At 54.6% G+C, this 26,077-nt stretch carries 16 protein-coding genes and 1 pseudogene; all 17 read right to left on the bottom strand.

Annotated elements, in window-relative coordinates; genetic code table 11:
* Window positions 1-870: a carboxypeptidase regulatory-like domain-containing protein gene (locus tag E8D52_16360; protein TKB66369.1), complete on the bottom strand. Its 870-nt coding sequence runs from the start codon at window positions 868-870 to the stop codon at window positions 1-3.
* Between the two features lie 76 nt (window positions 871-946).
* A complete protein-coding gene (locus E8D52_16355; protein ID TKB65956.1) occupies window positions 947-1,879 on the bottom strand; it encodes a carboxypeptidase regulatory-like domain-containing protein in 933 nt (310 codons plus the stop codon).
* A 166-nt stretch (window positions 1,880-2,045) separates the two neighbouring features.
* Window positions 2,046-6,878 (bottom strand): hypothetical protein, encoded by a 4,833-nt coding sequence (locus E8D52_16350; protein TKB65955.1) that lies wholly within the window; start codon window positions 6,876-6,878, stop codon window positions 2,046-2,048.
* A gap of 231 nt (window positions 6,879-7,109) precedes the next feature.
* The gene (locus E8D52_16345) at window positions 7,110-7,772 is read right to left on the bottom strand and encodes a hypothetical protein (protein ID TKB65954.1); all 663 of its coding nucleotides are present in this window, start codon (window positions 7,770-7,772) and stop codon (window positions 7,110-7,112) included.
* Window positions 7,772-8,755, bottom strand: coding sequence for a formylglycine-generating enzyme family protein (locus E8D52_16340; GenBank protein ID TKB66368.1), 984 nt, complete (start codon window positions 8,753-8,755; stop codon window positions 7,772-7,774). Before E8D52_16340 ends, E8D52_16345 begins: the two co-directional genes overlap by 1 nt.
* Window positions 8,756-8,802: 47 nt before the next feature.
* Complete coding sequence (locus tag E8D52_16335; GenBank protein ID TKB65953.1) at window positions 8,803-9,777, bottom strand: formylglycine-generating enzyme family protein; 975 nt, start codon at window positions 9,775-9,777, stop codon at window positions 8,803-8,805.
* Window positions 9,778-9,780: 3 nt separating this feature from the next.
* Complete coding sequence (locus E8D52_16330) at window positions 9,781-10,692, bottom strand: carboxypeptidase regulatory-like domain-containing protein (GenBank protein ID TKB66367.1); 912 nt, start codon at window positions 10,690-10,692, stop codon at window positions 9,781-9,783.
* A 224-nt stretch (window positions 10,693-10,916) separates the two neighbouring features.
* Window positions 10,917-15,860: a hypothetical protein gene (locus E8D52_16325; protein TKB65952.1), complete on the bottom strand. Its 4,944-nt coding sequence runs from the start codon at window positions 15,858-15,860 to the stop codon at window positions 10,917-10,919.
* A gap of 698 nt (window positions 15,861-16,558) precedes the next feature.
* On the bottom strand, window positions 16,559-17,359 hold the full coding sequence (locus E8D52_16320; GenBank protein TKB66366.1) for an N-acetylmuramoyl-L-alanine amidase: 801 nt from the start codon (window positions 17,357-17,359) through the stop codon (window positions 16,559-16,561).
* 180 nt (window positions 17,360-17,539) lie between these two features.
* Window positions 17,540-18,307 (bottom strand): hypothetical protein, encoded by a 768-nt coding sequence (locus E8D52_16315; GenBank protein ID TKB65951.1) that lies wholly within the window; start codon window positions 18,305-18,307, stop codon window positions 17,540-17,542.
* Window positions 18,308-18,377: 70 nt separating this feature from the next.
* Window positions 18,378-19,406 (bottom strand): peptidase, encoded by a 1,029-nt coding sequence (locus tag E8D52_16310; GenBank protein ID TKB65950.1) that lies wholly within the window; start codon window positions 19,404-19,406, stop codon window positions 18,378-18,380.
* 682 nt (window positions 19,407-20,088) lie between these two features.
* Complete coding sequence (gene amrB, locus E8D52_16305; GenBank protein ID TKB65949.1) at window positions 20,089-21,336, bottom strand: AmmeMemoRadiSam system protein B; 1,248 nt, start codon at window positions 21,334-21,336, stop codon at window positions 20,089-20,091.
* A 50-nt stretch (window positions 21,337-21,386) separates the two neighbouring features.
* Window positions 21,387-22,139 carry a hypothetical protein gene (locus tag E8D52_16300; protein ID TKB66365.1) on the bottom strand — a complete coding sequence of 251 codons (753 nt, stop codon included), beginning with the start codon at window positions 22,137-22,139 and terminating at the stop codon, window positions 21,387-21,389.
* 16 nt (window positions 22,140-22,155) lie between these two features.
* The gene (locus tag E8D52_16295) at window positions 22,156-22,980 is read right to left on the bottom strand and encodes a hypothetical protein (protein ID TKB65948.1); all 825 of its coding nucleotides are present in this window, start codon (window positions 22,978-22,980) and stop codon (window positions 22,156-22,158) included.
* Window positions 22,981-23,014: 34 nt separating this feature from the next.
* Window positions 23,015-23,665, bottom strand: coding sequence for a hypothetical protein (locus tag E8D52_16290; GenBank protein ID TKB65947.1), 651 nt, complete (start codon window positions 23,663-23,665; stop codon window positions 23,015-23,017).
* Window positions 23,662-24,816: pseudogene (locus E8D52_16285) on the bottom strand (hypothetical protein). Before E8D52_16285 ends, E8D52_16290 begins: the two are co-directional and overlap by 4 nt.
* 116 nt (window positions 24,817-24,932) lie before the next feature.
* Window positions 24,933-26,057 carry a hypothetical protein gene (locus tag E8D52_16280; protein ID TKB65946.1) on the bottom strand — a complete coding sequence of 375 codons (1,125 nt, stop codon included), beginning with the start codon at window positions 26,055-26,057 and terminating at the stop codon, window positions 24,933-24,935.
* Between the last annotated feature and the right edge of the window lie 20 nt (window positions 26,058-26,077).

Genomic DNA, 26,077 nt, shown 5'->3' with positions numbered 1-26,077 from the left:
TCAATGCTGATGTTCGAGTAGTGGTTTGATATCGATGGAATACCCCAACGATTCCAGACCAAATCGTGGGTTGTCCATCACTCGATATGCCGATCGATTCCCCTTCGGAGCAGGCACTGAGAGTTGCTCGACAAGTTTACCATCGGGGCGCACCACGATGGATTTCGTGGTGCCTGGTCCGGTCTGTGGATGCCAGACCACCAACTGATAGGTACCAGGAGGAATCTGATCGATCTTGAACCTCCCTTCAGCGTCGGTCAGCGCATAATAGGGATTGTTCACCGCCATCGCCCAACTTTCCATATAGGCGTGAAATCCGCATTGCATATAAAAGGTACGGCGGCCCTTATTCAGATAAATTGGCCCGACCAGTGATTTGCCTGGAGCATGGTTATGCATCGCATGGAGATCTCCTCGTCGATGCTGATGGTTCATGACAAGCGGTGTGTTAAACAAGACACGCGCACCAGCCTCAATCGATGTTTCATACCCTTGAATGTCGTGCATGACGGGATCCATATTCATCACTTCGACTGCATGCCCGTTCCGAACGACCGTCATAAACGGCTGGAACATGCAATCGTGTGCTTCGATCAACGGAACAGACATCTCGAACGGTTTCCCGGCTTCGACCCCTTCCAACAGGACAATGGCATCCTTCAGTCCTCCCAGGGGGCTCACGACAAAGTCGTGGAGTAAGCGCCACCCACGACCGTTGGAAATGCGACCACAATACGCAGGGTCGGGAAAGGTAATGAGGTTGAACCCCTTCGGTTCAGGCACTAATCCATCGAGGGTGATCGTGCCTTCTATTGATCCACCGTGCTCAATCTCGATAGCTTCATAAGCGTAACCAGGCACTATCCTCATCAATAGGATGAGGGCCCCGATTCCCAACGTGAACGACGTACTTCCTACGCTCACTTTCTTCTCCTCTTATCAATATTCAGTGGCTCTGTTTCTTGATCATCGGATCAATTTTTCTCTTTGTTTCTTCAGTCACATTATATTGGATATACGCATGATCGAGTACCTCATTGGCGTAGAGTCGCCCGGTCGGGGCTGCCACCATCAGTTGAGTCTCGACCGTCCCCTTCGGTCCGATCGTCACTGTCTGTTCGGTGGCACTCCGGACATAGGGGTGCCACACGACGAGCTTGTAGGTCCCAGGCGGTACATCGGTGAGGGTGAATCTCCCCTGCTCATCTGTCTTGGCAAAGTATGGGTTGGTGACCGCGACTCCCCAACTCTCCATATAGGCATGAAATCCGCACTGCATGACGAACACCCGTCTGCCTTTGCTCAGGTTGACCAATTGTTTCATCGGCGCGCCGGCCATATGCTTGTGATACATCCCGGCGTCACTGCGATCTTTGAGATTACGCGGATGGGCCGGATTCATCGGAAGGGGAACGTTGAATAATACCCGTGGGCCAAGATGTGACGTCTCATACGCTTGGATGTCATGCATGACCGGATCCATGTTGACGACTGTCATCGGTTGACTCTCACGCACGACGGTTGTGAATGGGACGAAGAGACAATCTTTCGCCTCAATTTTCCGTGCACCCTCATCCTCGAAGAGTTTACCTTTTTCAACGTCCTCCAGATAGACCACAACATCACGAAATTCACCCTCCGGTCCAACATTGAATGGCTGCAGGATACGCCAACCTTCACCATCAGAAATACGTCCGCAGTAAAACTGATCCGGCAGCGTCGTGAGATTGTAGCCTTTTGGCTTGGGCACCTGACCCTCCAGCTTCACGGTGCCGGTGAGGGTGCCACCATCCGATACGGTGACCTCTTTATACGCGTAGGCCGACGAAGAGAGACCTATCGTCGCAACCGCAATGAGCACATAGCGTGTCAGTTTCATTGTTCTGCTCCTCTCACCATACAGACGTGAGTGGTCGGATCTTAAAAAAACTATTATACCGATATCCGTGCACGATTGCAGGGCTCATGAGACTTGATAAAAAACAGGGGAGCCGCGCCTTCAGCGCGGCTCCCCCTTCTCGCTCCTCCCCAGAATTCCTGGGCGTCTACTTCATCGCCGTCGGAACAACCTGAGGTTGATGGTCACTCTCCGCATGCTTAGAGCCTACTCCACCAGCACTCAACGGCTGGAGTCTGTTGTCCCCATTTGGCAGGACCCTCAAGTAGCCCCATTGCCCCGACTGAGAATACGGCAACCGCTGGTTGCTGTATACATAGTCGCCAGGCAATCGATATGGCCCTCCAGCCGAAGGGATGAAGGCATCAAGAACTTCGGAACCGGAGAATTCCACGACACTGATCTGGTCCGCGCCGCGCATAAATGGCTCGATCGGCCATTCGTGTTTTTCAACGCCGAACATACCGTTCTGTTCGTTATTGACGCCGATTACATGGATACGCACCGGATCGCCGGCATGCGATTCGATGATGGGCGTTGCCGGATCTTCAGGCTTGTCCGCCTTGCACGGCTGGAACATCTTCCCCAAAGAACAACCTTGATCTTGCCGATACAAGTACGGCTCAGACCGATAGTTGATACCGGTTAAACCCGCGACATTCTGCACATACGGCATGAAGCTCGTGCCGATGATATTGTCCTCGTCCTGGAAGAACAAGGCGACATCGCGATAGTTCGGACGCATTTCGTTTCCAGAAACAGACCTGTCGATGATCACGTCGGCTGCCCAGGCATTCTTGTTCGACAGATCGACGCCGGTCTTTGGATCCCGATACTTCGATCCTTTCGGACCGACCACGATCGCACCGAACAAGCCGTTTCTCGGATTCGTCATGACATTACCCCAATCCCACACGAGAGAAGTGGTCTCACCGTTAAAGGGATCGGCATAGTATGTATAGACGCGGTCACCACCGGGAGCGATCGTCTGATCGCCAGGATTGTTCCCGACGTTTGCTCCCATCGAATCTTTGGGGTCAAACGCGAGTCCGATGGCGGAGAATGATGCCTTACTGTCCTTCATTTTGTTCTTCAGATGAACCTTGACACAGTCTCCAATATTAACCCGAATGGTTAGTGGCATGGGCTTTGAGTTCCCGGATACCTTTGCCACATCATCCTCCAGGGCATAAATCTTAGCCTCTGGATTAGAGAGCTGTATCTTTCGCTCAAAATCCACCTCAATGGTTTCCGGAGCCTTTGGATTAAAGGTCATCGACGGATAGTCCATCGCCACCACGTTGAAACTCTTGACCGGAGAGTCGGCGGGACACACCGGCAACGCCTTCGGGATCTCGCCTTTGTTCGAGAACCCCGCCGGCAGTTTCTTCAGATCCGACTGTTCCTTGTCATACACACGCACAATGCCCCATGCACCTTCCGACAGCTTTGAAGATCGGCCGTTAAAGTGAATGAAATCACCCGCTTGATGACGAGGACCACCAGCTTCCGGCACCACCAAATCATACCGTTCGGCAATGCCGATATGAATGGAGTTTTTGCGGTTTGCATCGGGCGCATACCGTTCCGTCCAGAATGTATGGCCTGACAAGGTCCACGTCATGGTCTCGTTCATGAGGGTATGCAACAGTCGGAACACCATGGTGTCGCCCGTGTACGCTCTCAGAAGTGGCGTATAGGGATCTCCGTGGATCTGGCTGTTGAAGATTTGTGATACATCCGGATTCGTCGCCAAACGTTGGGCGATTGGTCCGGCCCGGAAGTTCAAACCGCTTCCTGTTGTATGTGTCCCGCCATTCAAGAACGGCATGGGAGTCATATAGATTTTTTCTGGCATGGCGAAGGACACGGTCTTCCCTGCCTCCAGAGCCACCTCGATAGGCTGTCCAGGAGGATTCCCTGCCGTGACGATATTCACGGTATGCGGTACCGTATCATGCACCTGAACCATGAGCTCACGGAAGCTGTTATTCACCCCATGACCCACAGGCTCGTTGGTATGAATATCCGCGATGGGACCGCTACGGATTTGTTTCCCTGTCGTGGGATCGTGATAGGTCGATCCCACAGGTTCGGCGATAAAGGTCCCGAATCCACCGTGCGGCCACGTCGTGGCTCCGAAGGCGTGGTCGTGCCAAAACACGGTTCCCACATCCGCATCCACCCAGAACCGCTGACGGACGAATTCAACCGTCACGATGTCCTTGGCTGGGTGATCGTTCTTTAACCCTTTGGATAACGTGATCTGATCGCCCTTGATGGCTACGATGCGTGAGATTTCATTACCCTTCACATTATCAGCGCCGACCAAGATCAAGGTTCCGACGTGATACTGCTTGGCGTTCTTCACCGAGATTGTTTTCGCGCCCTTCTTCACAGCCGAGGTCAACACCGTATTCATCGGAGCAGGAAGCCCCTTGGGATTTTTCTTCTCGAGCATCGTGAACGGGCGGACCGATTGCTCGTAGGAGAATCCAGTGATCACACCGTCCGATGCCTGATTATCGAACTGCAGGAAGTGCCAATGCGTGTTGATCTTCGACGCCTGGAAATTGGTGTAGTCGTCGTCATCCCACTCACTGGTCAGGGTCCAGTCCACGCAATCGTAAATATTGCCGCGCACGACCAACGGATACTTGAGATCGTCGTTGGCCCGAATCGCCGCTTCCTCTTCGTGCAACACGTAGATCAAGCCGTTCTGATCGATGACGGCCGGTTCTTTCCCTTGCGCCTTGGCAATCTTGATCGGCACCTTGATGAAATGAACATTGTAGCTCTTCCGCCCGGCATTCACCGGACAGAGACTCCAATTCCCTTGCTCGCCGGGCTTGGCTTGATCGAGGCTTTCTTCTCCATTGTCGTCACGTCGGATCATTTCCAGCCATGGCGCCCCACTGTGATTCGGAGAAAACATCACACGTTTTCCAAAGTGCGGGGTGAGATGTGGCCAAGCCACCTTCCCTGTCAACGGCTCAAACATAATCGGATGCCGCTTGCCCGGATGCGGCGATACATACTTCGGATTTACAATCGTGCTTTCCTTCTCACTCATGGCACGATTGCCGTCCCAAGTCCAATCCAGCACCGTCGCATCATACGAGACAATCTGACCCTTCTCATCATCCTTGTGGCCAGGCTTCCCAGCCGTCGGCATCTGCATCGTGACCCAATCCTTGATCGTAATCGTCGCCGGATTGCCCTTCCAGTTGCTCTGGCCTTTCTCGATGATCTTAAACTGAGTGCCGAACCAATCCACCGTTTGACCGATGAGCTTATCCGACGAAATCGGCGTTTTGATGCGGCCTTTGCGATCTGGCAACTCGCGCAGGTCCGGCATCACATCGTTCCGCAGGTCACCCTGCTGAATCGTGTTATACACGCGCCAGTAGCCCCACATCCCAGACACATAATGGTGCGCCACATGGCAATGGAAGAGGAAATCTCCGGCCAGCTGTTGACAGAGACCGGACCCGCACTCCGTCTCCAGGTCCAACGCCTCTGATGGGCCGATAACTTCCACATCGACGCGATCGGTCTTGGCACGGATGACAGGATATTTGACCGGACCGTTCATCGCCGTGGCCCACAGATTCATATCATCAATCGCCCGTGGACTCCGCGGCCATCGGATGGTTCCACCATGTGGGTGGTGGCTATGGAACACTTCAGACCCACCATGCACAAGACGGAACTTCGCCGGGTCACCCATATAGGATCGCGGGATAGTTGGAGAAGGGTCGCCGAAAGTATAGGAACTATACCCCATCGACTCATCCTCAAACCCAAAATATTCATGCTGTAAGTGCATGTTGTTGATCCCGAACGGCTCGCTTCGATAGTTGATCGCGCGGCCGCCAGGGCGGTACGTATCCGTCAACGGATCACGTTGTGGCAAGAAATCACCCTTCTTGTTGAGCGGACGAAAGGCTTCGTCACCAACTTCGTGGTAATACAACACGAATTCACGGAAGTCAGGACCAGTCCCATTCTTGATCATGACCTGCCAGCCACTGGTCGCCGTGGTCGCGTCTCCGGTTCCGAGCGGTTCCCAGTACGTGGAGCCTTTGGGCTCCACAACAAAAGAACCGAACATGCCCATGACCGTCAACTCCCGATCGTTACTATATGTATGAAACTGACGAACCCCCTCCTGCAGGCTGGGATGGATGTACCATTCCAAGTCCACAGACTTGTCTTTATTCGCAATTGCATCCGAATTCGCGGTCGTCGCCGCCGCACCCGTGGCGCTCACCACCATCGACGACCCGTGGATGTGCAGGCTGACGTCCTCGCCGCCTTCTAATTTATTGCTCAGCTTGATCTTGACACAATCTCCCTGATTCGCACGGATCGTCAAGGGCTGAATCCACTGCGCTTGCACACCAGGAATTACAGCCCCTGGATCAAACCCCTCTTTGTCCCGTGCTTCCTTGTTCTTGGTTTCTTCAGCCCTCACCTTGTCGATATCTTCGTCCAACACATACATGTAGCCGGGATAGAAATCGAGCCACTGATTGAGCGTGATCTCGACATTGATCGCGGACACATTATACTGCTTCACCGGTACAGTCGCTGGGCACTTGCCTCCCCCAGTTGCAGCCACCGGCTCGACCCGAGGGTCGGACATAAGCAACAGATCCTGCCCGCCGGCTCCGTACTGGTGCATCATGGCCGACGTGTTGTACATGCCGGTGTTCACGGCCTGCACCTGTGGATCCTTCGACATATGATCCATGATACGCTGGTGCTGCTGCTCGACCTTTGCGGATCGATCAGCTCTTCCAGACATGGCGTCCTCGACGATCGTCTGCCCCTTGAGCTGTTCCGCCCAACCCGGCAGCTGATGGTTCATGGCAACATGCGATGAAGACTCTGCGGACACGAATGCCGGTGCGACCAACAACATGACACCAGCGAGCCCGCTCATGAATCTCATTGATGAGTAACGATAGTAAAACATGGACCGGCCTCCTTAAGAAATACCGAGTAGCAATGCCACTCGGCCCACTCCTCCTCCGCTTTTAGTCACGCTCAATAGAGAACTTTAGGCACCCAGAATTTGATCAATTTCATCGACCCCTCTCAACTCGGAGGGCTGTTAGAATTCATTGAATTGGGATTGTAAAATACTCAACTTCATATTTCCTGTCAATCACTATGTAGGCGCATGGTTTCTCCGCATCATGTACCGTCACTGCCCAATAGGTGACTTTCGGTTCGCAGTGCTCTGCAAATCCATTTCTAGCATCACGGCACTATCGAGTTTCTTGGGCTCAATCCGGATCGGCATTCGGTCGACCATCAGCTTGATGATCGGCACCGCCACGATAAGCGGCGCTTTTCCCAACGGATTGGAATAGATTGCGATTCGAAGAGTATGTGGTCGTTCGCTGGAGGAGACCTCTGGCGCAAGCTCCTTTCCCATAAACCCCACTAACAATCCGCTGCCATCTGCAAGCTTATGAACTTCGTAGGCATTAGCGACAGGAGCCACCTTATCCAGTTCGAGATCGGCACTCTGCATCACCAACGCGATCCCGAGAGACGGTGGGGCAATGAAGCCGAAACTCCCGGTCGGAGCCTGTGAAAAACGAACCTTCTCGGTCTTCAGTTCGACTACACCAGTTCTGGCACGCATGTGACGGCGCAACTCCACTTCATTCCCGGCGGTTTCAATCACGACCGCCGCAGGAGCGGCTTTCTGTATTGGCAATACCTCTGTCTTTCCTCCAGGCGCTGCAGCACTCTCGTACGGAAAGGCCACCGGGATCATGATAACAAGCAAGCAAGCGGCGAATCGTCGATTGGCTGCTGCCGCGCGAGTCCTGTACGAAGCAAACCACGTGAGTACCATCAGCGTGAAGCCTCCAAGGTTGGCAACTCATCGTGCATGCGAGAGGTCTTACCTGATAGCTGATCGTCTGTCACCGACTTTGCGCAACGAAATCCCAGCCAATTTATTTTGGTGTTCGGATCGGTGCCGTTTCTCATCGCCACTCTCATCGTGGTGGTACTGTCCATCCAGCCCCCGCCACGAAACGCCTTTTGAGTTCCGGTTTCCGGCCCCTGAGGGTTTCGATCCGGTGCGGACTTGTAGTAATCCTGATCATACCAGTCGGAGACCCACTCTGCCACATTACCGATCGTCTGATAGAGTCCATGGGGGCTCACGGCATTCTCATACTTGTCGACTGAAATAATGGGTGGGTAGAGTAGCAATCGCTCGGGGCGATCCCTAACAGGCCCGGAGAGTCCAGTACGCCCGAAGTTCGCGCGTGTCGGGCCGGCATATTCATGTCCCCATGGAAAGAGCCGTCCGTCCATCCCACGCGCTGCTTTCTCCCATTCGGCTTCAGTCGGGAGACGCTGGTCTGCCCATTTGCAGTACGCATCGGCATCGGACCAGGTGACGTGCATGATCGGATGGTGCGCCATCGATTCCTGGAAATTCCCCCCATCGTACCGCCAATCCAGCTGCGGGGGACGATTCGTCGCGAGGATGAACTTGAGATACTCCAATGCCGTCACCTCATATTTCCCAATCTCAAAAGCATCGAGATAGACACGTCGCTGAGGAATTTCACTCCGATAGGCAAGCCGATCCGTCTTCTTATCGCTGCCCATGATGAACTCCCCCGCCGGGATCAAGACCATCTCCCCCTTAGATTTCCAATTGACCACGCGCTCGGTGGCGAGCTGCTTTCCCGCGTCCGTCCACTCCACCCTAATATCCTGAATATCCAATGCCCACGCATTGTGTGTCATTACAACTATGACGCCTGTCACGCCTAGGGCCAGACCAGCCCAGCTCCATTTCCGCACTCTTCCTTCTTTCATGATTTTACCTTTCATCCCTGATCTTATGATTCATCGCATATCGTCCGTCATTCGGGAAACCACATCACTGTCAGTGCGGTACCATCTTGGTCGATATTCGACGCGTCACCATTTCCATCGTCTCCAGACTTCGCACAGCGAAACCCCGTCAGATAACTCTCCCGATCTGGGGGACCGGCATTGCGGCCGGCGGAGCGAGCAACCTCCGGGTCTTCATTCCAAGACCCTCCACGAAACACTTTGAGTTCTCCGTTCTTGGGCCCTGGCGGATTTTTGTCGTGACCCTGCCGATAGTACTCAGGATCAAACCAATCCGACACCCATTCGCTGACATTACCCGCCATTTGGTAGGCGCCGTATGGGCTGGCACCTTTGTCATAGCGATTGATATTGGCGAGCGGTGGGTACTTAAATCCACGCTTCGACCCAGGATGGGCGATATTGCTCTTGATCCAACCGGCCGGTTCGTTGCCCCACGGGAAAATCCGACCGTCCCCCCCACGTGCCGCCTTCTCCCATTCGGCTTCAGTGGGGAGCCGTTTGCCGGCCCATCGACAAAAGGCGTCGGCTTCATACCAACTGACGTTAATCACGGGGTGGAGGGCAGCCTTTTCCGGAAAGGGATTCTCTCGCCAGAATTTCGGCCAGGCGACTCCAGTCCCAAGCACGAATCTAAGATACGTAACGTTTGACACCTCGAACCGGTCGATCGTGAAGGTATCAACATAGACTTGGTGCTGCGGCTGTTCCTGCGGACCGGCGGCACGGTCCTTTCGAGGATCACTCCCCATGAGAAACGATCCTGCCGGAACCAGTACCATTCCACCCGGCACCTCCATGGCGCCCAATCGCTCCGCTTCATCTTGTGGAGTCCACAGTGGGGGCTGCTTGGAGCCTTCGTGATCAGCCCACGCCGGGGCTGCCATAAGCCCCAGCAGACTACACAAGACAACGATCCATGAATATTGCCTGAGACCGACGAGTGATCGCGCCTGTCCCTCAACCTGTCTCAATCCGAACATCCCTCAGCGTGTCTGTTTTTGGATCATGGGATCGATTTCTTTCTGGGCTTCTTCCGTCACATTGTAGCGGACATAATCGTGCACTAAGACCTCATTAGCATAGAGCCGGCCCGTCGGGGCCGGAACCATCAGCGTCGTTTCCATCGTCTCTTTCGGACGCACAGTAATGGTTTGCTCAACCGGTGTCCTCACATACGGATGCCAGACGACCAACTTGTAAGTACCCGGAGGAACATTGGTGATGGTGAACCGTCCCTGTTCGTCGGTCTTCGCGAAGTAGGGATTATTCACCGCGATCCCCCAGCTCTCCATATAGGCATGAAACCCGCACTGCATCACGAAGATCCGCCGGCCTTTACTGAGATTCACCAACTGCTTCATGGGCGGGCCAGCCATGTGCTTGTGATATAGTCCGACATCACTGCGATCCTTGAAGTTTCGCGGATGCTCCGGATTCATCGGCAGCGGCACGTTGAACAACACACGCGCACCGAGATGTGAGGTTTCATACGCCTGTATGTCGTGCATGACAGGGTCCATGTTGACCACCGTCACCGATTGATCATCCCGCACGATGGTTGTAAATGGGAGAAAGAGACAGTCTCTTGCTTCAATTTGCGGCACACTCTCTTCTTCAAAGGGCTTGCCCTTCTCGATTCCCTCCAGATAGACCACCACCTCGCGAAACTCGCCTACTGCTCCAATCTGGAACGGCTGTAGAATACGCCAGCCCTGCCCATCGGAAATCCGCCCACAATAGAATTGGTCCGGCAACGTCGTGAGATTGTAGCCCTTTGGCTTGGGAACCAGCCCATCGAGCTTCACAGTACCTGTGATCGTCCCGCCATCCGACACCGTCATTTCCTGATACGCAAGCGCCGGGGCGGACAACGACAACAAGACCAGCCCCACCATACATCGAGTTATGAGCTTCATGTTCGATCCCTCCAGCCTCCCTCGCCTCGTCACCTCTAGTGAGTATTCAGTCTTTCCCCTGCATACCCGTCTCCATGCCATTCCCAGTGCGCACGTCCTCAATGATCCTTCTCGAGATCCCTGTGCATCCTACCAAAAACGCAAGTGGGGGAGCCGCATGAAACAGGCGACTCCCCCACAGATGCGACACTCTCTCCGTTCCGCTATTTCATCGCGGTCGGAGTAGCTTTAGGTTGCGGTGCCAGGTCAGCCCGCTTAACTGCGGCTCCGACAGCGCCGAGTGGTTGAATCCGTGTATCACCAGCCGGCAATACTCGGAGATACCCCCACTGTCCGGACTGCGTGTAGGGCAACCGCTGATTCGACCACACGAAGTCACCAACTTGACGGTACGGACCACCCGCACCACCCCGGAGGAACACATCGAGGGTTTCAGAACCGGCGTACTCCACCACACTGATCATATCGGCACCCGGCATATACGGTTCGATCGGCCACTCATGGCCTTCGATCCCGAACATCCCGTTTTGCTCGCTATTGGCGCCGATCACGTGGATGCGCAGCGCATCACCGGCATGGGCCTCGATGACAGGCGTCGCCGGATCTTCCGGCTTGCCTACGACGCAAGGCTGGAAAATCTTACCCAGCGAACAACCTTGCTCCTCACGGAACTTGTACGGCTCCGCGCGGTAGTTGACAGACGTCAACCCCGCGACATTCTGAACATACGGCATGAATGCCGTTCCGATGATGTTGTCCTCATCTTGAAAGAAAAGGGCTACGTCTCGGTAGTTCCGTTTACCTATGTTCTCTGGGAGCGTCGTATCCACGATCACGTCCGCTCGCCAGGAATTCTTCTGTGAAATGTCCCCACCGGTCACCGGGTCACGGTACTGAGATCCCCGTGGGCCCACAATGATCGCGCCATACAATCCGTTCCGTGGGTTCACCACGATGTTGCCACCGTCCCACACCAAGGAGGTCGTCTCCTTGTTCGACGGATGCGCATAGTAGGTATACTGACGCTTTTCACCTGGGCCAATGGTCTGGTCGCCACCATTGTTGCCGACGTTTAAACCTTGGCTGTCCTTCGGATCAAAGGCCAATCCAGGCGCAAAGAACGAGGCCCGGCTCGCCTTCATCTTATTGGTCAAATTCACCTTGATACAGTCGCCCAAATTGGCCCGTAGCGTCAGCGGATGCGGCGTTGCACCGCTGGACACCGTTGTCGCCTCCCCTTCAAGCGCGAAGATCTTGCCTTCCGGCATGGTCATTTCAATCTTCCGCTCGAAATCCACTTCGATCACGTCCGGCGCCTTCGGATTCAACTTCATGGGGCGATCCAATGCCACCACACTGAAGTTCTTCACCGGTGCATCCGCCGGGCAGACGGAGCTCGGCGTGGCAGGAATGCTCAAAGGATTGGTCCCCTTCGGCAGAGGCATCAAGTCGGGAACTTGCTGATCAAGCACCCGAAGGATACCCCATCCACCTTCCGCGAAGTGTGAACTTCTGCCATTAAAGTGGATGTAGTCACCAGGCATGCCCTGGAATCCGCCAGCCTTTGTGACCAAATCATACCGTTCGGCAATCCCGACGTGAATCGAGTTCTTCCGATTGGCATCCGCCGCATACCGTTCTGTGAGGAAGGTATGGCCCGAAATGGTCCACACATGGGATTCGTTCATCAGCTGATGCAACAGACGAAACACCATGGTGTCGCCTGTGTACGCGCGGACCAATGGCGTACCCGGGTCTCCATGGATCGCGCTGCTGAACAGCTTCGACGTATCCGGATTGTTGGACAGGCGTTGTGCAAACGGAGCCGCGCGGAAATTGAAGCCACTGCCGGTCGTATGCGTCCCGCCGTTGATGTACTTATTCGGCGCATTCAGGATATGTTCCGGCATCTGGAACGACACCGTCTTGCCGGCTTCCAACGCCACTTCTACCGGTTGTCCAGGAGGATTGCCGGCCTCGATCACGTTCACAGTGTGCGGCACCGTGTCATGGATCGATACCATCAGTTCACGGAAACTGCCACTCACACCGGCCCCAATCGGCTCGTTGCTGTGGATGTCCGCAATCGGACCACTGTAGACCAACTTGCCGTTCTTCGGATCATGATAGGTGGATCCGAACGGTTCCACGATCGTCACGCCGAACCCGCCATGTGGCCAGGTCGTTGCGCCAAACGCGTGGTCATGCCAGAACACGGTCCCCAGATCTACGTCCACCCACCAGCGATAGCGGACAAACTCCGGCGACACAAGATCATTCGCCGGGTGACTGTTCTTGAGTGGCTTGAAGAACGTAATCTGATCACCCGTGATTTCCTTGATCCGTGCCACTTCCTGACAGCTCTTATCTCGAGGCAATGATGCTGTGGGATCGTTACCTTTCTCCAAACAATCCATCCCAATCATGACTTCGGTATTCACATGAAACTTCGTCGCGCCTGGAGCCATCTGGATTTTGACCGACTTAGCACCGGCCTTCGCCCCACTAACCAGTTTACCGACCATTGGCGCCGGCAACCCATGCTTGGTCTTCTTCCCCCACATGGTGAAGGGCCGGACCGACATCTCATACTCAAACCCTGAAATCACACCATCCGAGTTCCCCGTGTCGAACTGGAAGAAATGAGGGTGGATGTTGATCTTGGACGACTGGAAATTCGTGTAGTCGTCGTCATCCCACTCGCTCGTCAGCAGCACATCCACACAGTCATACACGTTGGCACGAATGACCGCGGGGAGCTTCAAATCGTCATTCGCTCTGGTCAAACGCTCTTCCTCATGAAGCACGTAGATCAAGCCGTCCTTATCGACCATAGCCGGCTCTTTCCCCTGCTTCTTGGCCAGAGTGATTGGCATCCGCACGAAGTGGATGTTGTAGTGCTTGCGATTGGCATTATCCGGACAGAGACTCCATCGACCCTGCTCACCCGGCTTGGCCGGCTCGGAGGTCCGCTCGCCATTTTCATCCTGGTGAATCGGTTCCAGCCAGGGCGCGCCGCTATGGTTCGCTGAGAACGGCACACGTTTGCCGAAATGTGGTTTGAACAACGGCCACGCCATTTTGGCTGTGGTCGGGTCGAACAAAATGGCAGGCCTGGTGCTGTCATCCCACTTGGCCGCCCATGCATATTTGGGATTCTGCGCAGTACTTTCCCGTTCACCGCGCGCGATATTCCCGTCCCACTTCCAATCCCACACCGTTGAATCGTAGGACAGGATCTGCCCTTTTTCATCTTCGGTATGGCCCGGCTTTCCTTGTGCCGGGACAAACATCTCAACCCAATCCTTGATGTTCACCACGACCGGGTTAGACTTCCAGTTGGTCTTCTGACCCTTATCGACAATCTTAAACGTCTTTCCGAACCAATCGACCGTGGTGCCGATCAACTTATCCGAAGAGACACCGAGCTTCATCCGGCCTTGACGATCCGGCAATTCCCGGAGATCCGGCATGCTGTCCGTGTGTGCCGCTCCTACTTGGAGCGTATTGTAGAACCGACCGTAGCCCCACATCCCAGCCACATAATGGTGGGCCACATGGCAGTGATAGAGGAACTCACCGGCAAGGTGCTGACACCCGCCGCCGCCGCATTCTGGCTCAAGATCCAATGCTTCTGATGGACCGATGACTTCCACGTCCACACGATCGGACTTGGTTCGCACCACCGGATACTTCACAGGCCCATCCGCACCCATGGCCCAAAGATTGTTGGGCTCAGTGCCGGGGCTCCGCTGCCACCGTATCGTCCCACTATGCGGATGATGTGAATGGAACACTTCTGAACCACCGTGAACAATCCGCCACTTCACTGGATCGCCCAAGTAGCCACGGGCGATCGTGGTCGGCGTATCGCCGAACGTATAGGAACTATAGGCCATCGATTCATCTTCAAACCCGAAATACTCGTGCTGAAGATGCATCTGATCGATCCCGAACGGCTCACTGCGATAGTTAATTCCACGACCACCCGGACGATAGGCGTCCGTTAGCGGGTCACGCTGAGGCAGGAAGTCGCCCTTCTTGTTTAGTGGTCGGAACGCTTCGTCGCCGATCTCATGATAGAAGAGCACGAACTCACGGAAATCCGGTCCTGACCCATTATCAATATTGACCTGCCAACCACTCTTCACCTCAGGCGCAGGCCCCCCACTCCCCAAGGCATCGACGTACTTGGAACCCTTCGGCTCCACAACGAACGCCCCGAAGAGGCCCAACACCGTCAGCTCGCGGTCATGGCTGAAGGAATGAAACTGGCGCACCCCCTCCTGCATCTGTGGATGAAGATACCACTCAAATTCTTGCGCCTTGCCTGGCGCCACAATAGATTCAGGGTTCGTGGTTGTCGCCGGCTTGCCCGTCGAGCTCACGACCATGCTGGACGCCTGAATGAAGAGACTCCCATCCTCACCTTCCATTTGATTGCGCAGCGTCATTTTCACGCAGTCACCGGGATTCGCCCGCATGACGAGCGGCTGAATCATATCGCCTTGCAAACCGGTCGTGACAGCGCCCGTATCAAATCCATCCTTCTCTCGAGCGTCTTTGTTCTTTGCTTCTTCCTCTCGAACCTTATCGAGATCTTCCAACAACACATACATATAGCCCGGATAAAAATCGAGCCAACGGTTTAATGTGATCTCGATGTTGACCATCGACACATCGAACTGTTTCACCGGCACGCCGGCAGGGCACTTCCCTCCAGAGTTGAGGACCGGTTCACCCTTTCCTGGATCCGTCATGAGAAGGAAGCTGCTTCCATCCTGCCCCATGTACTGGTGCATCATCGACATGCCATTGAATGCGCCAGACGTCTGTTGCACCTGGGCATCAGTTTGAGCCTGCTGTCCGAGCTTCTCCATCAGGCGATGATGCTGCATCTCCATCTTTTGCGCATTGTCGGCGCGCCCTTCGATGGCATTCTCTACCACCGTCTGCCCCTTCAGCTGTTGAGTCCAGCCCGGCATTGCCACCGGTGTCGCATGCCCCCCATGCTGACGATCACCCGATTCCGCCGCAAACAACCCGGGTGCGATAAGCAGACTGCCCGTTAACAACACGGACTGGAGCATCCGCACCGCACTAGACCACCTCCACCTCCAGTACTGCTTAAACTGAATAGACCTCATGTCTCGGCCTCCTCTCCCTGGTGTTGCTGCCCTATTAGGCAGTGAGTTGACAACTGCTGGTTGATCATCATGTGAAGAATCCTCTCTTTTGAAGAATCCTCTCTTCATCATCTCTATGAACAAGAACCGGCCTCCGAACCACTTCCGGCCTCGCATCTCAGGAGGGGTAAGAGCTGGTGAAGGGTTCCTTCTTGCGAAGGAATGGGTCATTCGGAGGCCGGTCCAAAATCACCCATACCTTCACCAGCGACAATTATTGTCAGCAATCGCTGTGCCGAAAAACGGCAACGAACAGCATCAATGGGAAATATCTCGTCAAAACAGATTGTTAGAGCGATTCAGATAGGGGAAACTCATCGTTCGTTTGTGGCGATTTTTTCTACAGGATGAACCAGCAGCTACGCCAAAACCACGCAATGTTAATAAATACAGAACGTTACGCTGTCTACTTGCCTAGACAGCGCTGATCGTGAAATTGGGGCAGGAAGGGGCAATTGAAGCGCTGTGTAGCACCGGGTGCTTGTGTCTTTCGTATTTCGCTGGGAGCAATCTAGCTACAAGAGACGAGGGCACTGAAGGGAGTCGGTTGGACGAGAGTACAGACGATATCGGTCACTGCTTACACGGCAGGAGCCACGGGAAGCCTTTCTCAGTAACTCAGCCTGGTTCATCAATAGAATAGCTATACTCTTGAAGCCTCAGATCTTGGCCAAGAACCGGTTATGCACCCAACCTTCAATATCTCCATTCTTTGCCAGTTCCACCCTGTTCCATCGGTCGCGCTTCTCCAACAGCACGACCATCGTTCCCTTCTTGAGCGGTTCGGCAACAGAGGGAAACTCTACACCGGGACCGTTTCGAATATTCAGCGTGGACGCTGTCACTTCATACCGCTCCGGCTCCTCTTCTTCACGACCCAGGACCGAGGCACGGACATGCTCCAATGGGAAGGCGGGACCGGGATCTCGCTTTCGGTCGGGAGCGATATCGTCATGGCCTATCACATCCTTCAGATCGTAGCGTCGAACCAGGAGTTGTGCGAGATCCAAGGCGCCTTGGATCTGCACTTCGGTGTAGGCATGCCACCAGCGTAGTTCACCGTCCAGTCTGTGCCTGCTATAGCTGACTTGATCCTCGTCGTAGAGCGTGCCGAACCAGGCCTGATACTTGTCGCCGACTTTCGTGAGCGGGCCTGCATTATCCATCTCTATTCCAATGGCATAACTGTTCAGGCCGCTCAACCCATCCCAATGACTCATGCCCGCGTGCCACGTCTTGACGTTGAACGGAGCAAGTTGAGTAATCGAGCCATCCCTGCCTAGTACGATATGAGCGGAGGCCTTCGATTCCTGGTTTATCAACCAGGTGATTGAACTCGTGGCACTTTTCCCAGCGGTGTAATGGAACACCAGATAGCGTGGAGCAAGGACTCCTCTTTGGTTTGGGGTCTCGACGAAGGAGACGTCATCTCCCACCAAGCGATGGTCTTCGATGGACAGGCCTGAACTTCGCGCAATAGCGATCGTCCGAGCCTTGCTTCTTCTCAATGGGGATCGTTGTCTCCTTGGAGCACACTGCCTTTGCGCCTCATTACGATCTCCCTCTATGACGCTATTGGTGATGATTCGTAACCAGCATTGCCACGATAACCCTGTATTTGAGAACAAGCCCTTGTCTCTTCATCTTCGCCTCCTGGATGATTGTGCGGCATATCGCTGATATCGAATCCCACGCCGCGCGCCTTTAGCCTGGGACTTGAACTTCAGACGTCTCGCTGCCACCTGGTCTCCGTCTATTGAAAATGTGTCATGGTCTCCCTTTTCGGGGTCGAAGTACCCGACATATCCGCCAGGATTCACTCCAAATGAGTGCAAGGTCTTACCTTGATAGGCTCGACCAAGGAAATCGTTCCGGCCGCCTTTCTCCTCGCCACCCGTGAAGTACAAGGGTAGAACAAAATTCGAGACGTTGACTCCGTCGATCTCATAGATTTCCGCCTGCACGGCGTCACACATTTCATACCAATGAAAAACCGTCCGCTTTGTATCAGCTGGATGCGGGCCTTGAACCAGCAGATTCACCTCCGAATCTCCGAGCAACTCCAGCGCTTCATGCGACAAGGTAACCGTCCAATCTTCCTTCAGCTGTTTCGCCAGCTCGGTAAAAACAAAGCCGTAGGGCACCCCCGCATTATTGCGGTCGTGATAGCCGAGCGCGTCGTCGACATCCATCGAGTCCCATAAATACAACACGGCATCGCCCCGCATGTCGGCAAGACTCTGCTTCGACGGCTTCTTGCCGCTTTTCCCCTCCAATCGGAGCTCCCCTCCGATGTGCCAATAGGGTTCATAGTCTTCGCGAATTTGCCGGTTGATCGCCCGCAAGGCGACCTGCACATGCTCATCCAGAATCTTGCCGTTGGTATGATTGATGACGGAAATAAGCATAACTGAACTCCCTTTTGCGCTCTGACCCCCTGGCTGCTCTACAGATCGCAGCCTCCGTCCCTCGCCGCTCTCACACTTTTCGCACCTTGATCGAATATTTTCCTCTTCCACTCACGCGAGAATAGTGTCGAATCTGGACAAAATATTCCCCGGCAATGAAATCCCCTGCGATCTTGGCGTTGCTGTCGAGGCCAGAATCATCGTCTTCTGCGATCAAGGCGGTCTCGCTGTTTGGCCCGAACAGTTTCATCACCACATCCGTCGGTCCCAGCGTATCGATGACATAACGCCCGTCCGCCGCAGCCGTAAACCTGTACAAGTCCTCCTCACCCACCTTTCCAATCGACGCCTGTGTGCGGCGCGTGGCATTCACGAGGAGATCGACAGCGGTCGACGTTGTCCCCCCGGCCTTTGGATACATTTTGGCACCGGCGATGAAGGCCTTATCCACCGTGGACAAGACCTCATTCGCTTTGGTGCCGATCCCGTTGAGAGTCCATGAGGCGGGAAAGAAATACAGCATAATGGAGTCCGGGTCGAATGACGTCCCATTGACCTGATTCGCGCTGTACTTGCGAAGAATGTTGTGGCGCGTGGTCGCCTCATCCCAGAAGTTCGGTGATTTTGCGGTTTCACGAACCACCACGGCTTCGTTCCACTGGATGCCTCCCGCCGGGTTTTGATGTTCATGCGCCAATCCAATGGCATGCCCGAACTCATGGCCCGCAGTCCCCCCATCGAGAAAGCCGAGGTTCATGGTGGGTTGATCCAATGGAATGCCGCGGCAATCAGTGCCGACATAGGACCAGGCTCCATCGTTCTGATCGAAGGTGATCCGTATTTCCGCATTCAGCGCATCGTTGAATACAAACGTAAGATTGGCCACCTGAGACCACCATTCGGCCTGTTGCCGGGCAACGGTCTGTTCGGTTGGAGTGCCTCCCATAAACCGCACCCTGAGCGTCGAGCCATTCATCCAGGTCTTCCCGATGGGAGCAATGGCACGCCTCCCGCCGTCGCGCATCGGTTTGGTCCGCTGCAACCGCATGAGATCTCTTGGCAAGATCCGGTCGATACAGACTTTAGGGCGCTTGTCCATTTTTCTATCTCCTTTCAGCAACGCAAGAAGCGGTAGGCCATCACCAATATCTTGACTTTCAATAACCCGAATTCTTTGAGGTTCCATCGCAACCATGAGTTGGTGCCGATCGCACTCCCTTACTTGTAGCGGGTCCCTCACTTACGCTTAGACGTTACCCTCGTCAAAGATGAAGGCTCACACAACAATCATTCCATTAAGGCGGAATGTAAGTCTCTTCGAATCAGATAAATCCCCACCGCTCACACATCATCCTGAAGAGGTCTCAACGGTGTTGATTCATTGAGGTTTATTGTTGAATCGCGAACAAAGGATGGTCTTCGGTCAAAATTAGATCGTATCAAAGCGATACACTAGCAATCGGTGAGAATGAGACATGTATCTAAAATGATTCTGTGCAGAAATGTTTTGGATACAGGTGGGCTCTGGTTGTAGCTGTTGCCATGGCCACCAGGAGAAACCACCATCCATGTCGTTCCCGATGCCCACTCTTCCCCTAATCGAAAGATTCTATGAGTGCACCGGTCTTCCTTGAGTGGAGATCTCAAGAAACGCCATTGGGCCAAACTCGCAGATACGCTCATCTCTCAAAGTTGTCTCGATCACCAGGTCACACCCGTCACCCAGATCGGGCAGGACTCTGCCAGCAGTCTCTTGCGGCAATTGTTCGATTGGTTCCGCGCTAGAAGAACGCCAGGCTGGCGTAGGTGACGGTGGAATTGTACTGATCGGTGATGCCGCGGTCGTAGCGGAGCACTTGGCCTTTTTCGGCTTGGATTAATCGGAGCAGACTATAGATCGGTGAGAAGCCGGATATCCGCCGTTGATCGTTTTCTTTTTGAATATACCCGGAGAATCCAGCCGGCTTGAGCTCTTCGACCGGTTTCAACATTTCCAGGTCCTGCTGCATTGAACGATGGAAAGAGAAATCGGTGGGTGGCGCACTATCGCCGTAGCGCATCCCCAGATGCGCCAATTCCCCTGCCGCAATGATACACACGGTCTTTCCCGACGCCGCGATCACCTCTCGGAATGCGCTAAGAAGCTGCTCCACAGAGCTCTGAACAGCTGGATCATTGAGGCTGAGCGCAGAAAATGACGAGAGAATCGGGACGATCGTGAACGGTTTACCAACAGTGGTCTGGAGAAACGGCAGCTGAAATTCAATAGCATGTTCTGTTTGGTGAGCCATCTCTTCGTCAAAGAATTTCGGCACCATCCCCTTCAGTTGATCCACGATCGGTCGATCGGCCGGCACCGCTCCTAATGGTGTCTCAAAATCCTTGTCTGTGACGGCAAAGAAGTTCTCCAGGCCTGCATGGGCAGTCCCGATGATGACATAGACATCCGGCTGTTGAGCTTCCTGTAGCTCCTTGTAAGCCCATGCGTAGACCGATCCAGCTTGTTTAAGGTCATACGTGGGGGCGACCAGCCCCTTGATCAATTTGCCTTGGTTCTCTGACGGCTTAAAGTCCGGCCCCTCACCGGATGTAAAGAACCCATCGATCTGCTTCTTCAGTTTGACACCGTCCGCCTCGTAACTGCGGCCAGCAAACGCCGCCTGCCGGATTGGTTGCCGCCGATACGCAATCCGGGCCTGTTGTTTGGCAGCCTCGACCCGTTCCCCCTCTAAAAAGAGTTTCTGCTCCAAATCCGTCACGAGCTGCTCTACCTTATTCGGCATCAGAAACTCGCCAAACCGTTTCAGATAGAGCGCACCGATGTCCTGGATGGAATGTTCTCCATCGAAATGTTGCACGATGAAGAAGAAATTGAGCGGTAGGACCAACTTCTCCTTGCTCAAACCACTGGGATCCCAGAGCACGATCAGCTGATCCTCTCCCTGCTTAATGGGAGAAAATTGCAGATTCCGCAAGGCAGGGTATTGAGCAGGACTTTTTGCGATACCGGAGGTCATAGCGGAGGACATTGTAGGGGACAAACGGTTACAGCTGCAACCGCTTCGACGACCCCTCCTTCTCAATGAATATCAGGAGGTTGCTCTCGACCCCGTCGAGCGAGCAGAAAGAGAGCCCCAACCGTGAGTAGCGACAGCCAAACAGTCGGACGACCATAGGAGGTATCGGAGAATTCGATCAAGTCCGTCAAGCGGCCGATCAACAGCGACATGCGTGCCATGACCGTGTAGCCAAACCCGGCGCCGAACGAAATCATCAAGAAGAGAATACCGGTTCGTGCCACCGCTTTCCCCACTCCGCTATGCTCGATCGAGAAAAAGAAGTAGAACAACACCGAGCTAACACCGATGAAGATGATGATCGCGTTGAGGTGGCTGGCCGGATTGAGCAGATTCATCGAGAACGTGACGCCTTCCGACCCAGTCATCGACAACAACGGCCGAATGGTATCCTCGACTTGTTTGAGAATGAAGGATGACACCGTTCTTGGGATCGCCAACCCAGCGCCCATTCCCACAATGAAGGCGAACGCATACCGAGACATCCAGGCCACCTTTGGCACATACCGAGTCAGCATCAGCATCCCAATGGCAACGGGAATCAGCAGGGCGATTTCACCATTCTCAACGATCGGCTTGACGACCAGATGCACGATGACCGTATCGTAGGTCTTCACGATCACGTAGCCGACCGACACCCCTACATAGAGATGTTCCGCGAGTTTGAACAGCGGGTTGTCTTTGTAGAGGAACGAGAAGATCAGGAGGGTCAACCCGGTTGCGACCCACGCGCCTACGATCATTTCAAACGGCATCGTCGTCACTGGTGCTTCACCCTCTTTGCTGGCGTAGAGAAAAATAGAACAAATTGCACATGATCACCAGCGCAATGATGGCGAGATGCGTGGCCGACTGCGCGTCCATCCCAGCCACGGCCTTGCCTTTCTGTCCGATCAGGTTTTCGTATTCCGCTGCGCCACGGAGCCCCCCGATGAGGCCGTTGATCTGACCGCTCCGTAGCAATGGATATAAACCGGGAGCCATCACGCCCGTGCACCCACCACCCATTTCAAACTTATACTTATCCTTACCAAAGACATACCACTCTTCCACCCCCGGCCGTCCTGCCCCCAAACTCACCAGGTAGCTGACATCCTTCAAGCTGCGCACCCCTTCAAGAATCGGCAACTCCTTCGTGGGCTTGCCTCGATAGTCACTGGGATAGGCCGAGTAGAGGTCCTGTCCCATGTTGATGATCACTGCTTGGCCACCGGGACTCCACCCGAGAAATGTGTAATCCGTGCCATTTTCTTTGCCCATTTCTTTGGCAACTTGCGTCACTAACTGATCCGCCATTCCTGTTCCGGACACCCACAGTGTCATCGTGATCACGTGAAGGTTCTTTTTGAACGCATGACGCAGCAGCGCGATCGCTTGCGGATACAGCTCGGGTTTGGAGGCCGGGTCGAAATCAATCGACAGAAGGAACACCGAACCTTCCGGCAACGATTCAATATGGTCATACACACCACGCACTTCCGATGAAGTCTTGATCGGCAAGCCAACCGGATAGAGCAGCGGCAAGAGCGTGCAGAGACCGATCATCATGAAAATGATCCGCCGATCAATCTTGAGCATTTTTTCCGAGAAGGTCATACCCGCCATCCACATCGTTCGCTCACAGCCTGCACTAGTCCTTCCCTCCCCCGAGATACGACCGCTCTACACCAAAGATGATCTTGAAGGACAACGCCACGGCCCCGAGACTCACTCCGATCAGAATGGCGCGACGCACAGATGAGTTCAGCACATTCAAAATCCACGAGGACACATCGCCGCTCAGGGGAATCAAATACTCACCCAACGGCACCCGTCCCATCATGACAATCACAGCTGCCACTAACAGCACGGCCGCTTCACGACTCTTGGCCCTGAACGAGCGATAGGCAGCCGATGCGATAAAGAAGGCCAGGATGGCAAACATGGTCCCTTGTAGCGGCACCATCATGTAGTTGTAGACCCAGCCGAAGGCCGTCATGGTCCCTTCGACACTTTCCTTGCCATTGGCCCAGAGCCCAACCGCGATGGTGCCGAGCATCCCGACGTACAGTACGAGACTGTAGCCCCACCCGGCTTCTTGGCGTCTGATCTTCACCGCATGCTGATGAAACAGACTGGTCACTCCCAAGATCAAGGCAAACCCACCGACGATCTGTAACCACTTTGTCGCGGAGGTGAGCATCTGTTCCGAAGCGGGATGCGGGACGTAATACTGGGCGGCAAACAGAAGGCCGGTGACCAAGGTGATCAAGAGGGGGAGCTGTCGGCGGAGAAAGATCATTTTAAATCCCTTAACAGATCGAGAAACAACTGGGGCCATTGTGCGCCGGTGACGGCTCCCATCGTCGCCAATACGATGCCAATACCGATGGCACTCAGGATGACCGCCTTCCCGATATCCTGACCGAGGAGCGTCCCGATCTGCACCGGTTCTTTGGAGAGGTATGCACTGGCAGCGTAGAGCTCCTCGCCGATCAAGGTGTAGTCGCAAGTCGTCACAAAGAACGGCAGCTGGTGATCTGAGTCGGTGCCGGCGATCTGAATGGCACCGGTACTTGCGCCTGTCTCCGTCAGCAGCAACGATTCGGCGAAGTACGCACCCATGAAGAAGTTCGCGGCCGGCTTCTTCCGCAACATAATCCCATCCACTGCCGCCGTGTAACTGAACTGATCGGCCGTGATGAAAAAGTTGGCGTCTTCCTTGAAAAGATCCGGCTTGCCCGCTTCCAAATAGGCCTGCTTGGTAATTTCCTGGCAGACTGCCATCGTGATCGGTTCGCGGTGCGGCACCAGCAGTTCGGTTTCGTACAGCGCGGCCCGTTTGGCAACTTTCCCCAAAATAACCGCGGCGGCGATCGTCGAAGGATCATGCAGATCATGCGCGCCGGTCAGATAGAGGATCGGCTTACCCAGCTCCGTCGCACGTCCGATCGCTTCATCAACTGCATCAAGACCTGGAATCCGCCGTAGGAAGATCTCGTGTCGCTTCGCGTAGCTGATCGAGTAAAACACGAGCCCGCCGAACGACAACGCGATGATGAGATTATTGAGCTGATTCCAATTAAACCAGTCCGGCGAAGGACTGGCCACCAAGACCTGGCTGAAGACCCGCTGGTCGCCTTGAACGGCTGCCACAGCAACGGCATAGGATGTCCCATCCTTGACCTCGAATCCCTTCGCGCTTCTGACCAGGACCTGATGCCAGGTTTTGTCGACGTTCCTTGTCCACCACGCGGTTTTTGCATCTTTGACGTACTTCGAGTTCCCTGGGAACTCCGCGATGATCGTGAGCGCTGCCGGGTCGGTCACAGCCGCATCACCGGCCAAGACTTGATACCGTGCATCAGGACCATCCCATGACGAAGGAGCCCACTGCACCGTGAGGCTGCCTCCACCATCACTCGGCGTATCGAAGACCCGCATATCTTGAGGCGCACTGATCGATGTCTGTGCCAAGGCAGAGGAACAGAGCCAGCCAGACACCAGTAGTGTCCAGACAATCATACAGACGCTCCGTTGCCCGATTAACGCCTGAGAATTCACGTCGCTCATGCCCCTTCGATCACCTCGATGTTCGTCCGCGGGATAACGGCTTTCTTTCCATCGGCAAATTTCACTTCTAAGACCCGCACCTCACTCTCTGTGGGGATCTTGGTGAGCCCTGATGGAAGCGCCGATACTTCACCGATACGCCCAAACATCGGATCGCGGATGATCCGGACCGGGTCGCCGAGACGAATGCCTTCGCGTTGTGACTGAGCTGCCCCCTTCGAACTGGTGTGTTCCTGAGGAATAATAATCTCAGGACGAATCACACCGGCCCTGATCTGGGTGGCACCGGAAATCGAGGCCTTCTGGCCGACATGCGAGGAAAGTAGCTTGAAGGTCTTAGCCGCCATCGGAATCGTCCCGAACCCCTCAGTTAGAATCAGCGTGAACCCCACCTGTTCTGTTCCAGTAATGGCCACACCCAGGTCATAGCCTAGCAAGGCGCGCAAATCTTCATCGTGAATCCCACCGACCACCAAACCGGCAACACCAACCGCCTTGGCCTGCTTCATCGCCTCGGCTGAAAGGAAGGATCCCCCGACCACGACTTTGTCCTTCATGGCGCTATTGAAGTGTCCAGGCGTCAACGCTTCATCAGGCCCCTTCACCGCCATGACAATCTCCCCGGACGTTTCTCCACCGATGCCGAAGATCCCCTGGACCAGGCTACACGTCGTTTCGACCACGACGCCCTGCTGCGGAATCGTTTCGATGATCATGCCGTTCGCATAGGCGAGCAGCTGAAGCACTCGTGGAGGTTCGCGCAAGAGGACTTGTCCTGTGATGCTCGACACCGATTCGATCGTCCCCGCGACCGGCGAACGAATCTCCGTCTTAAACCATTTGATCAGCGGTTTGTTCTCAGCGAGGATTTCGTCCTTTTCGACAACATCGCCTTCTTTTTTGATCAGATAGTCTTTGATCTCACCCGGAGCCACGCTGAGCTGATTGGCAAGATTGACCGGAAACACTTTCCCCGGCAACTCTGCACGCGCCACAACTTGATCGGAACGGACCAGATCGCCGACAGTGACCACGACCGTCCCCGGCAACGGCAACATGCGCCGACGGTGAATGACCGTCTGATCCGTCACTGTTAAGCCAGGGGTGTACGAATGGGCCATTTAACGAGAATCCTGAATGC

Origin of the sequence: Nitrospira sp. (genome assembly GCA_005116745.1) — a bacterium.
Lineage (GTDB): Bacteria > Nitrospirota > Nitrospiria > Nitrospirales > Nitrospiraceae > Nitrospira_D.
This window is presented reverse-complemented; position numbering and strand designations above follow the sequence as displayed.